Annotated in this window: 16 protein-coding genes and 1 pseudogene; 12 read left to right on the top strand and 5 right to left on the bottom strand. The window is 61.2% G+C overall.

The window, feature by feature from the left end; all coding sequences use genetic code 11:
- The first annotated feature begins 19 nt into the window (after window positions 1–19).
- The 3 genes from M2360_RS17960 to M2360_RS17950 are packed head-to-tail and all read left to right on the top strand — an operon-like array spanning window position 20 to window position 4,138.
- Window positions 20–1,363, top strand: a complete 1,344-nt coding sequence (locus tag M2360_RS17960; protein ID WP_280776629.1) for a cbb3-type cytochrome c oxidase subunit I — start codon at window positions 20–22, stop codon at window positions 1,361–1,363.
- A 59-nt stretch (window positions 1,364–1,422) separates the two neighbouring features.
- Window positions 1,423–2,235 (top strand): CbbQ/NirQ/NorQ/GpvN family protein, encoded by an 813-nt coding sequence (locus M2360_RS17955; protein ID WP_280776628.1) that lies wholly within the window; start codon window positions 1,423–1,425, stop codon window positions 2,233–2,235.
- Between the two features lie 7 nt (window positions 2,236–2,242).
- On the top strand, window positions 2,243–4,138 hold the full coding sequence (locus M2360_RS17950) for a VWA domain-containing protein (protein WP_280776627.1): 1,896 nt from the start codon (window positions 2,243–2,245) through the stop codon (window positions 4,136–4,138).
- A gap of 78 nt (window positions 4,139–4,216) precedes the next feature.
- On the opposite strand, the gene hemN is transcribed toward M2360_RS17950, so the two are convergent.
- Entirely contained in the window at window positions 4,217–5,566 is a 1,350-nt protein-coding gene (gene hemN / locus M2360_RS17945; RefSeq protein WP_280776626.1) for an oxygen-independent coproporphyrinogen III oxidase, read from the bottom strand.
- Window positions 5,567–5,755: 189 nt separating this feature from the next.
- Between hemN and M2360_RS17940 the strand changes: the two genes are divergently transcribed.
- From M2360_RS17940 to M2360_RS17925, 4 genes are read left to right on the top strand one after another with little or no spacing between them, the layout of a single operon-like run.
- A complete protein-coding gene (locus tag M2360_RS17940) occupies window positions 5,756–6,025 on the top strand; it encodes a DUF2249 domain-containing protein (RefSeq protein WP_263826148.1) in 270 nt (89 codons plus the stop codon).
- A gap of 9 nt (window positions 6,026–6,034) precedes the next feature.
- A complete protein-coding gene (locus M2360_RS17935; RefSeq protein WP_280776625.1) occupies window positions 6,035–7,381 on the top strand; it encodes a hypothetical protein in 1,347 nt (448 codons plus the stop codon).
- 11 nt (window positions 7,382–7,392) lie between these two features.
- Complete coding sequence (locus tag M2360_RS17930) at window positions 7,393–7,905, top strand: DUF2249 domain-containing protein (protein WP_280776624.1); 513 nt, start codon at window positions 7,393–7,395, stop codon at window positions 7,903–7,905.
- Window positions 7,902–8,183 carry a metal-sulfur cluster assembly factor gene (locus M2360_RS17925; protein WP_280776623.1) on the top strand — a complete coding sequence of 94 codons (282 nt, stop codon included), beginning with the start codon at window positions 7,902–7,904 and terminating at the stop codon, window positions 8,181–8,183. Before M2360_RS17930 ends, M2360_RS17925 begins: the two co-directional genes overlap by 4 nt.
- 63 nt (window positions 8,184–8,246) lie before the next feature.
- Here the strand turns inward: M2360_RS17925 and M2360_RS17920 are convergent, their stop codons facing one another.
- Window positions 8,247–9,464, bottom strand: a complete 1,218-nt coding sequence (locus M2360_RS17920) for an NnrS family protein (protein ID WP_280776622.1) — start codon at window positions 9,462–9,464, stop codon at window positions 8,247–8,249.
- Between the two features lie 188 nt (window positions 9,465–9,652).
- Between M2360_RS17920 and nirK the strand changes: the two genes are divergently transcribed.
- The 5 genes and pseudogenes from nirK to M2360_RS17895 form a co-directional block, all read left to right on the top strand.
- A complete protein-coding gene (gene nirK, locus M2360_RS17915; protein WP_280776621.1) occupies window positions 9,653–10,786 on the top strand; it encodes a copper-containing nitrite reductase in 1,134 nt (377 codons plus the stop codon).
- 27 nt (window positions 10,787–10,813) lie between these two features.
- Complete coding sequence (locus M2360_RS17910; protein WP_280776620.1) at window positions 10,814–11,722, top strand: formylglycine-generating enzyme family protein; 909 nt, start codon at window positions 10,814–10,816, stop codon at window positions 11,720–11,722.
- Between the two features lie 70 nt (window positions 11,723–11,792).
- Window positions 11,793–12,488: a Crp/Fnr family transcriptional regulator gene (locus M2360_RS17905; RefSeq protein WP_137155589.1), complete on the top strand. Its 696-nt coding sequence runs from the start codon at window positions 11,793–11,795 to the stop codon at window positions 12,486–12,488.
- Window positions 12,489–12,594: 106 nt separating this feature from the next.
- Window positions 12,595–13,041, top strand: coding sequence for a pseudoazurin (locus M2360_RS17900; RefSeq protein WP_280776619.1), 447 nt, complete (start codon window positions 12,595–12,597; stop codon window positions 13,039–13,041).
- Window positions 13,042–13,286: 245 nt separating this feature from the next.
- A pseudogene (locus M2360_RS17895) lies at window positions 13,287–13,687 on the top strand (transposase); the annotation flags it as partial.
- Window positions 13,688–13,818: 131 nt separating this feature from the next.
- On the opposite strand, the gene M2360_RS17890 reads toward M2360_RS17895, so the two are convergent.
- The 3 genes from M2360_RS17890 to M2360_RS17880 all read right to left on the bottom strand — a co-directional run bounded on the left by M2360_RS17890 (window position 13,819) and on the right by M2360_RS17880 (window position 17,343).
- Window positions 13,819–16,179 carry a hypothetical protein gene (locus M2360_RS17890; RefSeq protein ID WP_280776618.1) on the bottom strand — a complete coding sequence of 787 codons (2,361 nt, stop codon included), beginning with the start codon at window positions 16,177–16,179 and terminating at the stop codon, window positions 13,819–13,821.
- A 149-nt stretch (window positions 16,180–16,328) separates the two neighbouring features.
- Window positions 16,329–16,907: a PIN domain-containing protein gene (locus tag M2360_RS17885; protein WP_280776617.1), complete on the bottom strand. Its 579-nt coding sequence runs from the start codon at window positions 16,905–16,907 to the stop codon at window positions 16,329–16,331.
- On the bottom strand, window positions 16,897–17,343 hold the full coding sequence (locus M2360_RS17880) for an excisionase (protein ID WP_016555300.1): 447 nt from the start codon (window positions 17,341–17,343) through the stop codon (window positions 16,897–16,899). Before M2360_RS17880 ends, M2360_RS17885 begins: the two co-directional genes overlap by 11 nt.
- Window positions 17,344–17,518: the final 175 nt, after the last annotated feature.

Raw genomic sequence — 17,518 nt, 5'->3', positions numbered from 1 at the left:
GACGGGAAGGAGCATCATCATGAAATATCAGACCCAGAAGGTCGCCATGCTGTATTTCTACGGCGCGCTCGGCCTCTTCTTCGCCCAGATCCTGTTCGGCGTGCTCGCCGGAACGATCTATGTCCTGCCCAACACGCTGTCGGAGCTCCTGCCGTTCAACATCGTGCGCATGATCCACACCAATGCGCTGATCGTCTGGCTGTTGATGGGCTTCATGGGTTCCACCTATTTCCTGCTGCCGGAAGAGGCGGAGACGGAGCTTTACAGCACCCGCATCGCGGTGGCCCAGTTCTGGCTGTTCCTCGTTGCGGCCGCGGTCGCCGTGGTCGGCTATCTCTTCCACATTCATGAGGGCCGTGAATTCCTCGAACAGCCCTTCGCCATCAAGGTCGGCATCGTCGTCGTCGCGCTGATGTTCCTGTTCAACGTCACGCTGACGGTGCTCAAAGGCCGCAAGACAGTCGTCACCAATATCCTGATCTTCGGGCTCTGGGGCGTGGCGATCTTCTTCCTGTTCGCCTTCTTCAATCCCGCCAATCTCGCGCTCGACAAGATGTATTGGTGGTTCGTCGTCCATCTCTGGGTGGAGGGCGTGTGGGAGCTGATCATGGCCTCTGTCCTGGCTTTCCTGATGATCAAGCTCAACGGCATCGACCGTGAAGTGGTGGAGAAGTGGCTCTATGTGATTGTCGGCCTCGCGCTGTTCTCGGGCATTCTCGGCACCGGTCATCACTTCTACTGGATCGGCGCGCCCGGTTACTGGCAGTGGATCGGTTCGATCTTCTCGACGCTCGAAGTCGCGCCCTTCTTCACCATGGTCGTCTTCACCTTCGTGATGACCTGGAAGGCCGGCCGCAAGCATCCCAACCGCGCCGCCATTCTCTGGTCGCTCGGCTGCTCGGTCATGGCCTTTTTCGGCGCCGGCGTCTGGGGCTTCCTTCATACGCTGTCCTCGGTCAACTATTACACCCACGGTACACAGGTCACCGCCGCGCATGGTCATCTCGCCTTCTTCGGCGCCTATGTGATGCTCAACCTCGCGATGATGGCCTATGCCGTGCCGGAACTCAGGGGACGGGCGCCCTATAACCAGATGCTGTCGATGATCAGCTTCTGGATCATGTGCTCGGCCATGTCGGTGATGACCTTCGCGCTCACCTTCGCGGGCGTGTTGCAAGTGCATCTTCAACGGGTTCTCGGCGAAAGCTACATGGATGTGCAGGACCAGCTGGCTCTCTTTTACTGGATCCGGCTTGGCTCGGGCGTATTCGTGCTGATCTCGGCCGTCATGTTCCTCTGGGCTTTGTTCGTGCCGGGCCGCGAACGCGAGACCCGCGCGGCAAGCCTGCAGGCGGCTGAATGATCTCCCTTCGGTCTCGCCTCGGGCGGGGCCGTCTTCTTTCCCCTTCTCGGAGTGACGTCATGAATATGCTCTCCACCGCGCGCGAACGCGCAGCCATCGATATTCCACCCTACATCCCGAGCGGCCGCGAATGCGAACTCTTCGAAGCCGCCTGGACCCGTCAATTGCCGCTGCTCCTCAAGGGGCCGACCGGCTGCGGCAAGACCCGGTTCGTGAGCCATATGGCGGCGCGGCTGGGACTGCCGCTCTCCACCGTGTCCTGCCACGACGATCTCGCCGCCGCCGATCTGACCGGCCGTTATCTGCTCAAGGGCGGCGATACAGTCTGGGTCGACGGGCCCCTGACCCGCGCCGTGCGCGACGGCGGGATCTGCTATCTCGACGAGATCGTCGAAGCGCGCAAGGATGTCGCCGTGGTGCTGCATCCCTTAACCGACGACCGCCGCATCCTGCCGCTCGAACGGACCGGCGAAACGCTCGCCGCGCCAGCGGGCTTTATGCTGGTCGTGTCCTATAATCCCGGCTACCAGACCATGCTGAAGGCGTTGAAACCCTCGACCAAGCAGCGTTTCGTGTCGATTGAGTTCGACTTCCTGCCCAAGAAGCAGGAGATCGCCGTCGTCGCGATCGAAAGCGGGCTAGACGAAGCCCGCGTCGCGCCCCTGGTGGAGCTGGCGAGCCGGCTGCGCAAGTTGAAGGGCGCAGACATCGAGGAGGGGGTGTCGACCCGGCTGCTCGTCTATTGCGCCGCCCTCATCGACAGCGGCATGGACCGGAAGGATGCGATCCGCGCCGCCATCGTCGAGCCCCTGAGCGACGATGGCGACGTCAAGGCCGCACTAACCGAAGTCGCCGCCGCCATCATCGCCTGAGGCCGCCATGTTCGAATTCCTGGAACTCGAGGAGAGCGTCGGCAAGGCCTGGCACCGACTGGTCGGATCCACCTCCAGCATGCCGCGCTATCCGCAGGCCGCCATAAGCTTCGATGACGTCAAGCCGGTGCTGGCGACCTGCTTTCGCGGCTTCGGCGGCGATATCGCCGTCCAGCTCGGCCCCGCCCATGCAAGAGCCAGCGGCCATCGGCTGCGGCTTCGGCAATTGATGGGGTTGGGAGAGGAAAAGACTGCTCCTGCGGCGCGCGATCGCGGCGCTGTGCAGCTACCGCCCGTGATCGACCTGTTCCCTGAAGCAGTGCTCAATCGCGACCTCTATATCTGGCTCGCGGCCTATATGGCGCAAATGGAGCCGACCGCCACCGATGCGAAAGACGCGCTCAACGCGGATGTCGCCGCGCTGGACGCGGCCAAGCGCGCGACGCGACGGACGCTACAGGCCTTTCCGGGACTGGCGTCGCGTTATGCCGCGCTCTGCCGCGGCGTGCTTGCTGGTCGCCTGCGCGGCGCGCTTCCGCCGGTGGAGCAATTGGTGGAGAACGATGCGCTCGCCATGCTCAAGGCCGGCGCCGGTCTGCCGATCGATTGTCCGCCGTCGATTTTTCCACGCAGCGCGCCGGCAGGCTACCAGCCCCTGATGCCCATCCCGCTCTGGCCGCGCTACGAGCCGCGCGCCGAAGCTTCGAAGGGCGTCGAGGCCGAGGATGATGCGGTGACCACCGGTGACGGACTGGGCTCCGCCGGCCGCTACCGCGCCGATCGCGAAACCGAGCGCGGCGCCAGCGACCGCTCGCCCTTCATCCTCAACCGTTTCGAGAAGATCCTGGCGATGGCGGAGATGGTCAATGTCGACCGTCCCACCGACGACAATGACGAGGCCGATCGCGAGGCCGCGCGGGACCTTGATGAAATCACGCTGGGCCGGCGCAAGGAACGGCCGTCCTCGAAATTCCGCTTCGATCTCGACCTGCCGCCCGAAGCGGTCGATCCCTCGGCTATCGAGGCGGAGATCAGCTATCCAGAGTGGAACTACCGGACCGGCGCCTATATCCCCGCTTACTGCCGCGTCGTCACCGCTGTCGCGAGCGAGGCGGAGGCGAGTCTGATGTCCACCGAGGAGACGCGCGCACATATTCGCAAGGTGCGGCGGCAGTTCGAATTGTTGCGGCCTAAAAACGAGGCGCTCAAGGCGCAGCTTGATGGGGAGGAACTCGATCTCGACGCGCTAGTGCGCCGGCAGACGGACCTAGTCGCCGGCGGCGAAGGCAGCGACCGCATCCATCTTCTGTCGCGGCCGCAAGGCCAGGATCTCGCTGTGAGTATTCTCGTTGATGTATCTCTCTCCACTGATGCCTGGCATGACGATCATCGCGTGCTGGACGTCGAGAAAGAAGCGCTCGCCGTGCTCGCCCATGGCTTGTCGGCCTGCGGGGTCAACCATTCCGTCCTCACCTTCACCTCGCGCCGTCGCGCCTGGGTGCGGATCGAAACGGTGAAGGCCTTCGGCGAGCCGATGAGCGAGCGGATCGAGCGGCGCATCGCAGGTCTCAAGCCCGGCTATTACACCCGTATGGGCGCGGCGATCCGGCATGCGGCGGCGGAACTGTCAAAGCAAGCCAACCGCCGCAAGCTGCTGCTGGTGCTGACAGACGGCAAGCCCAACGACATCGATCATTATGAAGGCCGTTTCGCGCTGGAGGACTCGCGCAAGGCGGTGGCGGAGGCGCGCCGAAGCGGCGCGGCCGTCTTCGCCGTCACTGTCGATAAAGAGGCGCAATCCTATCTGCCCGTCATGTTCGGCCGTCACGGTTTCACCGTCGTGGGCGATATCGGCAAACTGCCCAGGGCGCTGCCGGCGATCTATCGCGGCTTGACCCGCTGACAAAAACGAGCACGAAAAGACCCGGCGGATGTGCGTCCGCCGGGTCTTTTCGTGCGCGCGTAACAAATGTTTCCCGCTTTACGCCGCCTTGCTGAAGGTGCGCCCGAGATCACTGAGATAGGCGTCGAAGGCGGCCGCCACGGCGCGGATGAGAAAACGCCTGGACGCATCGACCCGAACGACGCCATCGGCAATCGTTGCGATCCCATCCTTGGCGAGAGAATGCAGCGCGGCATTGCCGCGCAACAGCATATCGCGCTCAAAACCGTGAGAGGCGGAGATTGATGCGACATCAGCAGCGAAATCGCACATCAGCCGCTCGATCACATGCGCCCGCAGCCGGTCTTCGGCGGTGAGACGATAGCCTTTCGCCGTGGGAAGACGACCGGCCACGACTTCGCGGGCATAGACGCCCGGCGGCGTTGCGTTTTGCACATATCCCTCGGCGAGCCGACCGATGGATGAAGCGCCGAAGCCGATCAGAGCGTCGCAGCTGTCCGTCGTATAACCCTGGAAATTGCGGCGCAGCAGGCCGGCGTCGGCTGCTTTCGCCAAATCGTCTTCGGGCAAGGCGAAATGGTCGAGGCCGATGCGACGATAGCCGCCGGCTTCGAGCGTCTCGGCGATGGCTTCGGCCTGTTCATGGCGGGCGGCGGCGTCGGGGAGCGTAGCTTCATCGATGAGACGCTGGTGTTTCTTGAAGCTCGGCACATGCGCATAGCCGAACACGGCCAGTCGTTCTGGCCGCATCGCCACGCAGGCGCGGGCGGTTTCCTCGCAGGAGCGGATGGTCTGGTGCGGCAGGCCATAGATCAGGTCGAAATTGATGCTTCCGATTCCATTTGCCCTCAAACCCTCGGTCGCCAGCGCCGTTTCCTTCTCCGACTGGATGCGATTGATGGCTTTCTGGACGCGCGGATCAAAGCTCTGCACGCCCAGGCTCGCCCGGGTCACGCCGGCTTCCCCTAAAGCTTGCGTCATCTCTGGGGTTAGCCGGCGCGGGTCGATCTCCACCGACACATTGGCGCGGCTGTGAACGCCAAAGCTGCCGCGCAACCGCGCCATCAGGCCGAGAAATTCTTCGGGCTTGATGATGGTGGGCGTGCCGCCGCCGAAATGGATCTCGCGGACATCGAGTCTACCCTCTGTCAGCCGCGAGGCCATGTCGATTTCCCGCGTCAGAGCATCGAGAAAATCAACGATCGGCTGGTCGCGCTCGGTGATCGTGGTGTGGCAGCCGCAATACCAGCACATCGACCGACAGAAAGGGATGTGCAGATAGAGCGATGTCTGGCCTCCCCTCGCGCCCTTCAGCCATTCGGCATAGTCCGCCGGACCGATCGTATCGGCGAATTTGGGCGCCGTGGGATAGCTGGTGTAGCGCGGCAGGCGCGCTTCTCCATAACGGGCGATGACGGCGTCGGACATGGCGTTTCCTCTGATTTTACTGTCCGAGGCGTAAGCGTTTCGCGCCGTCCCTTCTTTGCCCCAGCGCAAGCCGGCCTGACGAAATGCAAGCAGTTTGTTCCGGAACAAGGTGCGCAAGGCGGCGTCCGTCTATCCAATGCTTGCCGGGCGAAAGACCCGGCGCGACAGCAACATTGAAGCGGAGACGATATGTCGAGCGCCATTCCAGAAATCGATGTGCGGGTGATCCCGCCAAGCCAACGCCATCCCTCCATCTTCGGCATGCTTGCCCAACTCGAACCGGGCCGGGCGATGCAGGTGACCAGCGACCACGATCCGCGGCCGCTGCATCACCAGATCATGACCCGCTTTCCTGACGAATTTGGCTGGGATTATGTCGAAGAGGGTCCCGACGTCTGGAAAGTGCTGATCACCCGCGCCGAAGGCGGCGGCTGCGACTGCTGCTGCGGCGGTCACTGAGGACCGATCATGCCGGGAGCCCCCTTGTCACGCTGGACCATGAGCTATTTCGCCGTCGCTCTCGCCTGCCTGTTGTCAGGGCTTGCGCTGAAGGGATTCGGCTTCGGCTTTCCGTCCGCCGATGCGGGGGCTCCGGACACGCTTGTTCTTGTGCATCTCATCGCGATCGGCTGGCTGGGATTGCTGTTTCTGGGCGCGCTCCTGCAATTTGCGCCAGTGCTGGCGGCCGCCTCGCCGCGATTGCCCTGGATTGCCGCGCCTGCGCTCGTAGCGCTTTCTTTCGGGCTGCTTCTGCTGCTTTTGGGTTTTCTGTCCCTTGGCGGTCGGCTCGAATTCGACATTGTCGTTCTACCGATCGGCGGCATTCTGCTCCTCATCGGATTTGGCGTCCATGTTCTGTCGATCGCGGCCACGCTGATGGCGCGAAAGCAGCATGATCCGCCGGGGTTTTTGGTGCTGCTCGGCCTCTTGGCGCTTGCCGTCACGGCCGGCCTCGGCCTCGCATTTTCCTGTCTACTCGCCGGCGTGGTCATGCCCGATTGGGCGGGCGATCTTCTTGCCCATGGCCTTCCCGTTCACGCTTTTTCGGGCCTTGTGGGCTGGATGACGCTCACCGCCATTGGTGTGAGCTACCGTCTGTTTTCGATGCTCATGCTGGCTCCGGAAAAGAGCCGCTTCGGACGCTGGCTCGGGGTTGCGGCTTTTACCGGTCTTATATCACTTTGGGCGGGGGCGATGACGGCTTGGGTTCTCCCGGAGTTTCGCGACGTCGCATTTTGGCCCGCCAGCGCCTTCTTCGCGCTCTCAATTGTCTGCTATCTGGCCGATCTCGTCGCCATGTTTCTCGCCCGCCGCCGCAAGGCGCTGGAGCTCAACACGTCTGCAGGCCTGGTCTCCGTGCTGCATCTGCCGACCGGTCTCGTGCTTATCTTTCTGTCGCAAACCGTTGCGACCTCCGCGCCGCTGCTTGAAGCCGGCGTCTATAGCCTCGCCATGGGTTGGCTTTCCGGCTTGGGCCTCGCGCAACTCTACAAGATCGTGCCGTTTCTCACCTGGCTCGAAGCCTATGGGCCGGTGATGGGCCGCAGCGCCGTGCCGCGCGTGCAGGATCTCGTCCGGGAGCCGAAGGCGCGGATGTACTTTGCGCTGTATCATGTCGCGGTCATCGCCGGCGGTCTATGCCTGCTCTTGGGGCTCGATTTCTGGTTCCGGCTCGCCGCCTGGGCGCAGTTTGCGACGGTGGCGGGGCTTGGGCTGGAATTTATCCGCGCCCGGCGCCTGAGCTACGCGCCCGAGTCCGTGCGGCTTCCCTCGGGCGCTGTGCGCCCGCAACTCGTCACCGCCAATCCGAATTGAAGGAGATCATCATGGCCGTGGAGTACAAGGACCTCGATGTGAGGCCGATCCTCAAGGCGGGCGTTGAGCCCTTCGCCGAGATCATGGCGAGCGTCAATGCGCTCGGCCCCGATCAGGGGCTGAGGCTGATCGCGCCGTTCAAGCCTCAGCCGCTGTTTTCGGTGATGGCGCGCAAGGGCTTCCGTCACGAAGTGGTCGAATTGGAGGATGGCGATTTCGAAGTGCGCTTCCTGCCGGAAACCATCGCCGTGCGCGTTTCTGATGACGCCGAAGGCGCGGACGCCTGGCCGGATCCCCTCATCGAGCTTGATCTCACCGATCTCGATCCACCGCAGCCGATGCTGCGCATTCTTCAGACGTTGGAAACGTTGCCGTCCGGGGCCGTGCTGTTTGCAGCCCTCGGCCGCGAGCCAATCTTGCTTTATCCCGAACTGGTCAAGCGCGGCCATCAATGGGTCGGCAACTACGACAAGACCGGCGAGACCTTCCGCGTGATGATCCGGCGTGGGCAGACGGCGACATGACCGCCGATCTCGTTCCTGAAATAGCCGCAGCGCTCGCCGAGGTCATCGATCCAGAACTCGGCCTGAGCGTCATCGACATAGGCTTGATCTATGGAGCCGAAGCTATGCCGAAGGGCGGCCTTCGCATCGTCATGACCACGACGACGCGCGGCTGCCCCGCCGCGGGTCTTCTGGTCGAAGCGGTTCGGGAGAGGGCGCTGGCGTCGGGTCTGGCCGCTTCCGTCGAGGTGGAGCTGACCTATGATCCGCCCTGGACGCCGGACCGCATGCGCGCCTGATCCCGCACAAACGAAAAGCCGGGAGGAACCAGATCGGTTCCTCCCGGCTTTTTTCGTCTCCCATCAGCCGCCGATCGACTGCCGACGGCGGTTGACCAGCATCGGGCCATATTCCCATAGATAGAGGCCGAAACCGCCGACCCACAGCATCCCCGCTGCCGCATAGATCAGCGACAGTTGATCCGGGAACAGGCCGGCGAGCGGGCGAATGAAGGCGCAGACGAAGAGGGCGGCATAGCTCAGGCAGGTCATGCGTGAGGCGGTCAGCGCCCGGCCGGTATGGCCGCGGGTGGCGCGCGTCATCACCGCCAGCATCATCGTCGCCACGCTGCCCACCGTCAGGACATGCAGGCTCGATACGGGGTCGAGAACGTCGAAAGCAGTGGCGGCGATGGCAAGAAAACCGAGCGGAATGAAGGCGTAAGCAAGATGCAGCACGCTCACCAGCGGCTCCCGGCCGGTCGTCCAGCCCTTCCAACGAATGAGCCTCGCCGCGTGAAGCGCCGCTGCCGCGAGCGCCGCCGCGCCGGTGATCCTCTCGTCCGGCAGCATGATCCAGAGCGCCAGAGCCGGCAGCGAGGCGAGGATTGCCGTCGCGTCGTACTGATTATGGGGCGTGGGGAAACTTGTCTTGCCCGCCTTGGCGAGCCAGTTGCGGGTGAAGCTCGGCAGCATGCGCCCGCCTACTACAATGATCATCATCAGATAGGCGGAGACCGCCAGCCTTCCGGCATGAACAGGACCACCCTCGGCAATGACTTCATAGTGAAAGCAGAGATTGGCGAGCGCCAAGGCTCCGAGCCCGGCCATGACCTTGAGATCCGCCCATTTCCGGCCGGCGATGATCTCGCGAACGCAGACGATGGTCATAACCGGCAAGAAGGCCGCTTCGATCATTACTGATGGGACCACTCCGAGCGTATCCGGAAACAAGAGGGCAAGCCGGCCCGCCGCCCAGAGAAGAAACAGCAGCATCAATGGCGGCCCGGAAATCGGCAATCTGCCCGTCCAGTTCGGCGTGGCGGTCAGCAGAAAGCCTGCGACAATGGCGGAACCGAAGCCGAACAGCATTTCATGCGCGTGCCACGCGCGCGCGCCATAGCCGCCGCCTATCCCGATGTCCGTGGAAAGAGACGCGATCCAGAGGATCATGCTTACGCATGCCCAACTTGCGCCGCCGAGGAAGAACGGCCTGAAACCGTAAGAAAACAGTATTGGGCCGAACCTCGACAAGCCACGGGGATCCTGTATTTTGTCAATTGCTTCCTGTGATAACGTCATGGCGGTCTCCTGATTGTTTTGGAGACAGTAAAGACGGCGGCGATCGTGCTCTTTGCGAAAACACAAGTCCGGAGAAGGTTGATAAATCCTTGAGATATTGTGCTGGCGCAAAGAGAGGGGAGGGCTGATCGGTTAGGTTCTTCTTCGACAGGGCGGCAAAACCTCCGTCCACATCAAGGAGATGTCCGATGAGCAATGAATTCCAGATCACAAGACGCTCGATCCTCGCAGGCGCCGCTTTCGCAGGCGCCATGGCGCCGCTCGTGGCCGTCAGCGTCGCCCAGGCCAACGACAAGCTCGCTGCGAAGCCGGCTCCGGCCGACCTCTCGACCCTCGAACGGGTAAAGCTCGAACTGGTCAAGCCGCCCTTCGTCCATGCCCATAGCCAGAAGGCTGAAGGCGCCCCGAAAATCTATGAGGTGACGCTGACCATCCAGGAAAAGAAGATCGTCGTCGACGACGAAGGCACGGAAGTCCACGCGATGACCTTTGACGGTTCTGTGCCCGGTCCGATGATCGTCGTTCATCAGGACGATTATGTTGAACTGACGCTGGTCAACCCGGAAACCAATGAATTGCAACACAATATCGATTTCCATTCGGCCACCGGCGCGTTGGGCGGCGGCGCGCTCACGATCGTCAATCCCGGCGAAAACGCCGTGATGCGCTTCAAGGCCACCAAGGCGGGCGTTTTCGTCTATCACTGCGCCCCTCCCGGAATGGTGCCCTGGCATGTCACCTCGGGCATGAATGGCGCGATCATGGTGCTGCCGCGTGATGGGCTCAAGGATCACAAAGGCCATGATCTCGTTTACGACCGCGTCTATTATGTCGGCGAGCAGGATTTCTACGTGCCGCGTGACGAGACAGGCGCCTACAAGAAATATGAAAGCCACGGCGACGCCTATGCCGACACGCTTGAAGTGATGAAGACGCTCACTCCCAGCCATATCGTGTTCAACGGCGCGGTCGGCGCGTTGACCGGCGAAAATGCGCTCAAGGCCAAGGTCGGCGAAAACGTGCTGATCCTGCATTCGCAAGCCAACCGCGACACCCGCCCGCATCTGATCGGCGGTCATGGCGATTATGTCTGGGCGACCGGCAAATTCGCCAATCCGCCGGAACTCGACCAGGAGACCTGGTTCATTCCCGGCGGCGCGGCAGGGGCGGCTTTCTACACGTTCCAACAACCCGGCATCTACGCCTATGTGAACCACAATCTGATCGAGGCTTTCGAGAAGGGCGCAGCCGCCCATTTCAAGGTTGAGGGCGAGTGGAACAACGACCTGATGACGGCAATCGTGTCGCCGAACAGCCACTAACCGGGCGGAGAAACCGAGGAGATCGCCATGACGGGCCAGACTTTCATAACCAAGACCGTCTCGCTCTTCTCGGTCGCCGCGCCGGCTGCGCTTCTCATCGCCTTCTCGCTCGGCGTCGCCCATCAACTGGGCGTCGGAAATGGGAAGGCGAGCGTCAATCCAGCGATTGCGCCGGTGACGGTGACTATTCCCGACCACGCTTTCCGTTATCGCGCCGACGGCGAATTTTATCGAAATGGATTTGCCGTCGATCCGCCGATGGTGTCAAAGGACGGTCTCGGTCCGATCGCTGTGATGAAATATCAGGTTTCGGAAGTCGACTATCGTCGTTGCGTCCAGGCCCAAGCTTGCCCCGCCATTGCAATGGCCGATCATCATGGCGAAGTTTTCCCTGTAACTGGCGTCAGCTTCGATGACGCCAGCGCCTATGCCCGCTGGCTGAGCCGCGAAACTGGCGATGTCTGGCGGCTGCCGAGCCATGAGGAGATCGCCAATGCGGCGGGCGACCGCTTTCCCGACGATGCGCTCGGCGTCGATGAAGATAGCGACAATCCTGCTCTGCGTTGGCTGGCGGATTACGACCGCGAGACCGCGCGCAAGGCGGCCAGCGATCCCAAGCCGCGCGAGCGCGGCCATTACGGCGAAAACCTCTATGGTCTCGCCGATTTCGCAGGCAATGTCTGGGAATGGACCACCACCTGTCATCGCCGCGTCGATCTCGCGGGTGATTGGACTGCGTCTGCCGTATCGAGTTGCGGCGTCTATGTCACGGTTGGGCAGCATCGGTCGCCGATGAGCGCCTTCGTGCGCGATCCCAAAACTGGCGGCTGCTCGGTCGGCGCGCCGCCCGCCAATCTCGGTTTCCGGCTGATCCGAGACGATCGCTGGTACGCCAAGGCCTTGATGCGGTTGAGGGAGCGCGGGCTTATTTCGTGACGATTTGCTCTATGTCAATTGCGGAGGGTCTCCATCGGTTATCGTCGCGCCAAAGACCGGGGAGAATTCCGTGAAGATCGACAGAACCGTCCTGCGCCGTTTTTCCATGTTCGAACGCATGCCGGACGGGGATCTCGACGCGCTGATCGCGCAAGCCGTTCCCAAGCGCGCGGATGCCGGCGAAGCCTTCTTCGAACAGGGCGCGCCGGCGACGCACTTTTATCTGCTGATCAATGGCCGACTGAAAGTGACGCAGGTCACACAGGACGGGCAGCAGATCATCGTTAGGGTTGTTCATCCTGGCGACCTTTTCGGCTTTGCGCGAGCGTTGCGGCGCAACGATTATCCCGGCACCGCGCTGACGATGACGGAGAGCCTCGCTATGTCCTGGCCGACCGAGGCCTGGCCGCAATTCATCGACAGAAGCCCGCATCTGGCGGTCAGCGCGCTCAACACCATCGGCCAGCGGCTTGAAGAAGCCCATACCCGCATTCGGGAAATGTCCACCGAAGAGGTGGAGCGCCGGGTCGCCCATACGGTCCTGCGGCTCAGCCAGCAGGCGGGCAAGCCGGCCGAAAACGGCGTGCGCATCGATTTCCCGATCACCCGCCAGGACATCGCCGAGATGACCGGCACCACGCTCCACACTGTTTCGCGCATTCTCAGCGCCTGGGAATCCAAGGGGCTTGTCGAGGGCGGCCGGCAGAAACTTCTGGTGCGCGACGTCAAGGGGCTGCAGGCCCTTGCCGACGCCTCAAACCGCTAAGTCTGTCTTTCCTCAAGATCTTTGACGAACCGCAAAGAGCGCCTCGGCGAAACGATTATGGTCTTCTCAACAGAGCCGAATGCGCTCTCAAACCGGAGCTAGACCGATGACCAAGACCCTCCTCTCCCTCGCTGCTACAGCCGTAATTTCTTTGGCTTTGGCCTTTGCCGCTCAGGCGGCCGACCATGAAATCCACATGCTCAACAAGGGCAAAGACGGTGCGATGGTGTTCGAACCCGGCGGCCTGAAGGTCGTCCCTGGCGACACAGTCACATTCGTTCCAACCGACAAAAGCCACAACGCTGAAAGCGTCAAGGATCTCATCCCGGCCGGCGCCGAAGCCTTCAAGGGCAAGATGAACGAGGCGATCAAGATCACCTTCACCGTGCCAGGCGCCTATATCGTAAAATGCACGCCGCATTTCGGCATGGGCATGGCCGCCGTCGTGGTCGTGGGCGATGCGCCGGCCAATCTCGACGCAGTCAAATCCGCAAAACTGCCGAAAAAGGCGCGCGAGCGTGTCGAAAAAGATCTCAGCGCGCTGGGCCTCTGACATCCACTGAGGTTCTGCGCAACAGAGCGGTCGGTGGCGACAGCCCCGGCCGGCTTCTGCGTCGAGACGGCTGAGTATATGCTCCTCTATTTTCGTTCGTCATTAACGGCGACTGTAGGGAAGATCGCGGTATTGTTCTTGAACGCCATACTTGACCTAAGCCCCAATTTCCCTCCAGTTTTCGGGAGAGTCTTGAGTTAGACTTGCATCGGAAAAGTGGGGAGGTTTTCTTGAGTTGAAAGGAAATCGGAATTCCGAAGCAGAAGAATTTTACCAAGGAATTTGAGACTGAGGCGGTGTGCTTGGCGCAGACGAGCGGGCGGATTTAGCGCGAGATCGCCCAGGACCTGGGCGTCGGCCTGTCGACGCTGGTGCGCTGGATCGGTCGTAGCCGTGATTAGGCGATGGATGCGCCGCCAAGGTCCACCGCCACGGAAGACATGGCGGCCAAGCTGAAGCGTTTACGCCCGGAGAACGAAATCTTGCGGCAGGAGCGCAAGATACTGAAGCGTGCCGCGACTTTTTTCGCGAAGGAGGGAAGTCGATGAAGTTCTGTGTCATCGACCAGGCGAAAACAGAATTCCCCGCACACCGTCTCTGCAAGGTTCTGGGTGTCAGCCAGAATGGCTATTTTGCTTGTAAGGACTGTTGTTGCGTGGTCGAAAAGAGGGTCGCCAGTTCTGATCCCTTCAAGGCGGGGACGACCGGCAGTGCCCTAGACGGACGTGGACATTTTGCGCTCATGCCTGCAATGGGTTGAGCGACGCATCCGCCACACTACGCCGCCTCCCATACCTGATTAAGGATCCGCGCCGCCAATGCTGCTTTGTCCTGGGGCAGAAAGCGCCCGTAGTGCTGCTGCACGACGTCAGGCGTGTCTTGGATGGCATAACTTGCCTGCTCATAGGATCCTGTCTGCTTTAGGATGTGTGTGGCGAGCACGTCTCGGACATTGTGGGGGCCATGCGGTAGCAGACCCTTAATCGCGCCGCGGCCGGTATACGGATTGTATATGCCGTAGCGCTGAATCGCCAACCGCCAAGCCTCGTAGAATGTTGTCTGATTATACGCCGCATCGATACTGGTCGTTTTGACGGTTTTGACGAAAAGCGTCCCCGGATCATGCGCGCGACCCAGGAGCACCTTCCGATGCCGCTCGATATAGGCATTGAGATAGGTGTAGAGATCAAGAAGATCCGGCAGCACCAGACGAAACGGCTTCTGCCCAAAAAAAGATGAGCCCGAGTTCTTGAATGCGTTGGACGGGATGAAGACCTCCCACCCACGCTCCCGTTCGTTCCAACGCAGTTCGCCGCGCTTCATGTCTTCGAGCCGGCGTTCTGCTGTCGGGAATTGTCCGCGCGGGCAGACCAGCAATTGCCGAAGGTTTTTCTGCCTGAGGCCGAGATGTAAGCCAAGCCTTAGCATCAGGAAGGAACGGACGGCCTCGGCGGCTGCTCTCGGGTAGCGGTGCTCATCGGGCATTCGCTTCAAGATCTCCTCGGTGATCTTCCGATATTCAGCGAGCGGGCTATCTGCCTCCAGCACGCACATGATTGGCTCGAACGGATCTCGGTGGACCCGCATCACCCGCTGGATTTCTTTTGATCGATTGGCTGCATGGCGATGGAAGTCCTCGCATGCACCGTGCCAATCTCGACGAGCAGCTGCAATCTCGTCTGTCGTGATCAGTCCTTCGATCGGCTTCACGTTGCGCAACAGTTCGGGATGTTGGCGGATCCAGCCGACTTCAGCGCGAGTGAGGGCCATGGCCACCATCAGCATGTCTTCCTCCCATTTGGTGAAGAAGCCGCGACGGCGCTCCCGCCATTGCAAATACCAGTCCCACACGCCAGGGAAGATCAGGAGACCGAAGGTGAGTTGGCTGAGCGGCACGCCTCGACCTTTGACAACCCCGTTCGGGGATGCCGCAAGTGCCCCAAACATCAGGCCGAGATGTTCGATCTTCTGGCTGGCTGTCTCCTCATTCCAGACGCCATTCCTGCGATAGCCTATCTCGGTCAGTGTCGACGTCTTGAAGCGGATCAGGTCTGCCATCTCCATCGCAAGCCGAGGGGGTGCGTCGACGACACCGGAGAGTAGATCTGGATCCTCCAGCGCCTCGGTCGTAGGCCCTTTTTCGTCCTCATCTCGCAGCCAGCTAGAAGCCACCAGTCGAGGAGTCAGTGCACTCCCGCCATATATGACCCCAGGGAACCGGATCGCGTAGCGCTGCTTCGTCGCTGCCGCCTGGAAACGTCTGTAATCCGTCGACCCCGAGATGATGACGCGCCGGACCCATTCCAGGATCTCTTCGCGATTTGAAAAAGGCAGGCTGCCGAAGTCGTCGGGAAGATGCCAGGCGAGCCGGCGACGCTCCGCCGGGCCGATGTCTTCCAGATCGTGGCCATATAGCGATCTGGACTGATGTGGCAGTTTCGCTTTGAAGTAGCCTCGCTCCAAGCCATATCTGCGCTCGATCCGGCAAAGGATATCAAAGCTGGCCACTGAGCGAGGCACATGCTGGCCCTCAATCCACGACAGCAAGGTCTTCGCATCAAAGGTTTCGTCTATGCGAACGACCGCCCGGTGGAGTTGCCAGTAACTCTCGCCAAAGCGACGCATTTGATGCGCGAGTGCATCGGCGAATGAACTCGGGTCTTCGTTCGCCTCGAACAATGGTTCTGGTTTGTCAGAAACTGGTCTCGGCTTAGGACCGGGGCGGCTAGGTGAGGGCGAGCTCTCGACCTCTTCGACTTCGTGATGCTGGCTTGTCGGGGAGGGGGCAAACTTTCCCGTGGCACCGGATATCGGCACAGCTTGCAGTCTTCTGCCTTTGGGAGCGTCGTCTTCTATAGTCGGCTCCTTGAGCCAGCGCATGATCGCATCCAGCGCTGGTCGCAGTTGTTTCTTCAACGTTGTCGTCAGCGCTTCATCGATCCCACAATCGTGCGCTATCTGCCGCCAGTCATAGCGGTTATTTGCGAGAGCGGGTGTCTTTCGAAATGTGATCAACGCCAGAAGATAGGGGCGGAGGTTGTCCACCACCCAATCCGGTGCGACGGGGACAATGCGGACATCGCAGTAGGTCGAGATCTTTTTCTGGAATTGGCGTCTGGAAAGGTCTTCGTTTGGCATGTGTCATTCCGTATTTTCTCGGGGCCTCAGACCGAGGGCGTGCGGAATTAGGGGCAGACGGTTAAGAATCCGTAAAGCTGATAAGGACGACTCGATGACCCAAGGAAGTCGTCGGACGTTCGCATCAATTTTTCAAGGATTGCGCCAGCTCACTCCAGTCCGGTTATGTTCCGGCGAAGCACCTCTGAAAACTTCTTCAGTCCGCCTTGATGAAGCGCGTCGATGAACGCCTCAACCGATGGGATTGTCTTGCGCAGATTATGCCTTGCACTCCTGACACTGGAGATTAGTGCATCAGGAAACGCCGCATGGAGATCGGTAAGGAAATCATCTGGCGACTTGCTGGTCACACCATGGGCGAGAAGGTTTCTCGCGGGAAAGTCCTTCAGGTTCCAGGTGACGATAACGGAGGCCTTCGCTGAAATGGCGGCTGCCAGAACATGCCGATCGTCGGGATCCGGTAACGTGAGCTCGTGCATCAACGGGCGATAGTCCGCCACGACTGCCTCTGGGAGGACGGCGTTCATCCGGTCGCGCGTGGCTTCGAGACGGTGGATGGACAAACCTGGTGTGTTCGCGGCGAGATTGCGCATCCACTCATCATGTATATCGTCGGTCCAGCGCGCCTCGACGAAACCGTCGAAGGCGCACTGGATCAGAATGTTGCGCAGGTGGAAGGGGTAGAGGACGCAGGCATCGTAGACCGCGACGGGCGGATTAGAGGCCATAGGTCTCGATCAGGTCCTCTGTGTCCTCGGCTAGCGCTTCCATCGCCGTCTGTCGTTTGTCGAGCTTCGACTTCAACGCGAGCACATCCTTAAGGAGGGCGCGGCGGTGTTTGCCGACGTAGCGGAATGGCAGATCGCCCCGGTCCATGCGCAAGACGACGAGCGGGCGGGAGATGCCGAGAATGGCTGAAATTTCGCTCGGGCTCAGTTCCTGGTCCTCGGCCAGCACGGCAACGCGCTCTCCGCGCAGCATGTGCGCCAGAAGGGCTTCAACAGCCGCGGCGGCCGAGGGCGGGATCGGGAGCGTCCGCTCCTTGCCACCTGCATCACGAACGTGGAGTTCCAGCCTGTCGCCGGCAACCAGCTTTGGTAAGGGCGTTGCTATTTTTCGGTCGCGATCTGACAGTCTGGCGAAATGAACAATCTGGCTGGCCATGACGATATCTCCTTAGCCGTCAATATAGCGAACCAGGCCTCTAACTGCAATAACTGAAAGTGCGGGCTGGTTGCAATGGTGGTAATGGGGGGCGGTTCTTCGGAACGCTGGTTCGATTCCCATCAAGAGCAAGTCATTGCCCGCGATGCGCGAAAACATGCGTTTATTCGTGTTC

It is taken from the genome of Rhizobium sp. SG_E_25_P2 (assembly GCF_029892285.1).
GTDB lineage: Bacteria > Pseudomonadota > Alphaproteobacteria > Rhizobiales > Rhizobiaceae > Rhizobium_E.
The sequence above is the reverse complement of the archived record's forward strand: the minus strand, read 5'-3'. Positions and strand labels throughout refer to the sequence as shown.

Coding starts and splice junctions, on each gene's coding strand:
- M2360_RS17960 (WP_280776629.1), top strand. CDS start 20: ATGAAATATCAGACCCAGAAGGTCGCCATGCTGTATTTCTACGGCGCG.
- M2360_RS17955 (WP_280776628.1), top strand. CDS start 1,423: ATGAATATGCTCTCCACCGCGCGCGAACGCGCAGCCATCGATATTCCA.
- M2360_RS17950 (WP_280776627.1), top strand. CDS start 2,243: ATGTTCGAATTCCTGGAACTCGAGGAGAGCGTCGGCAAGGCCTGGCAC.
- hemN (WP_280776626.1), bottom strand. CDS start 5,566: ATGTCCGACGCCGTCATCGCCCGTTATGGAGAAGCGCGCCTGCCGCGC.
- M2360_RS17940 (WP_263826148.1), top strand. CDS start 5,756: ATGTCGAGCGCCATTCCAGAAATCGATGTGCGGGTGATCCCGCCAAGC.
- M2360_RS17935 (WP_280776625.1), top strand. CDS start 6,035: ATGCCGGGAGCCCCCTTGTCACGCTGGACCATGAGCTATTTCGCCGTC.
- M2360_RS17930 (WP_280776624.1), top strand. CDS start 7,393: ATGGCCGTGGAGTACAAGGACCTCGATGTGAGGCCGATCCTCAAGGCG.
- M2360_RS17925 (WP_280776623.1), top strand. CDS start 7,902: ATGACCGCCGATCTCGTTCCTGAAATAGCCGCAGCGCTCGCCGAGGTC.
- M2360_RS17920 (WP_280776622.1), bottom strand. CDS start 9,464: ATGACGTTATCACAGGAAGCAATTGACAAAATACAGGATCCCCGTGGC.
- nirK (WP_280776621.1), top strand. CDS start 9,653: ATGAGCAATGAATTCCAGATCACAAGACGCTCGATCCTCGCAGGCGCC.
- M2360_RS17910 (WP_280776620.1), top strand. CDS start 10,814: ATGACGGGCCAGACTTTCATAACCAAGACCGTCTCGCTCTTCTCGGTC.
- M2360_RS17900 (WP_280776619.1), top strand. CDS start 12,595: ATGACCAAGACCCTCCTCTCCCTCGCTGCTACAGCCGTAATTTCTTTG.
- M2360_RS17890 (WP_280776618.1), bottom strand. CDS start 16,179: ATGCCAAACGAAGACCTTTCCAGACGCCAATTCCAGAAAAAGATCTCG.
- M2360_RS17885 (WP_280776617.1), bottom strand. CDS start 16,907: ATGGCCTCTAATCCGCCCGTCGCGGTCTACGATGCCTGCGTCCTCTAC.
- M2360_RS17880 (WP_016555300.1), bottom strand. CDS start 17,343: ATGGCCAGCCAGATTGTTCATTTCGCCAGACTGTCAGATCGCGACCGA.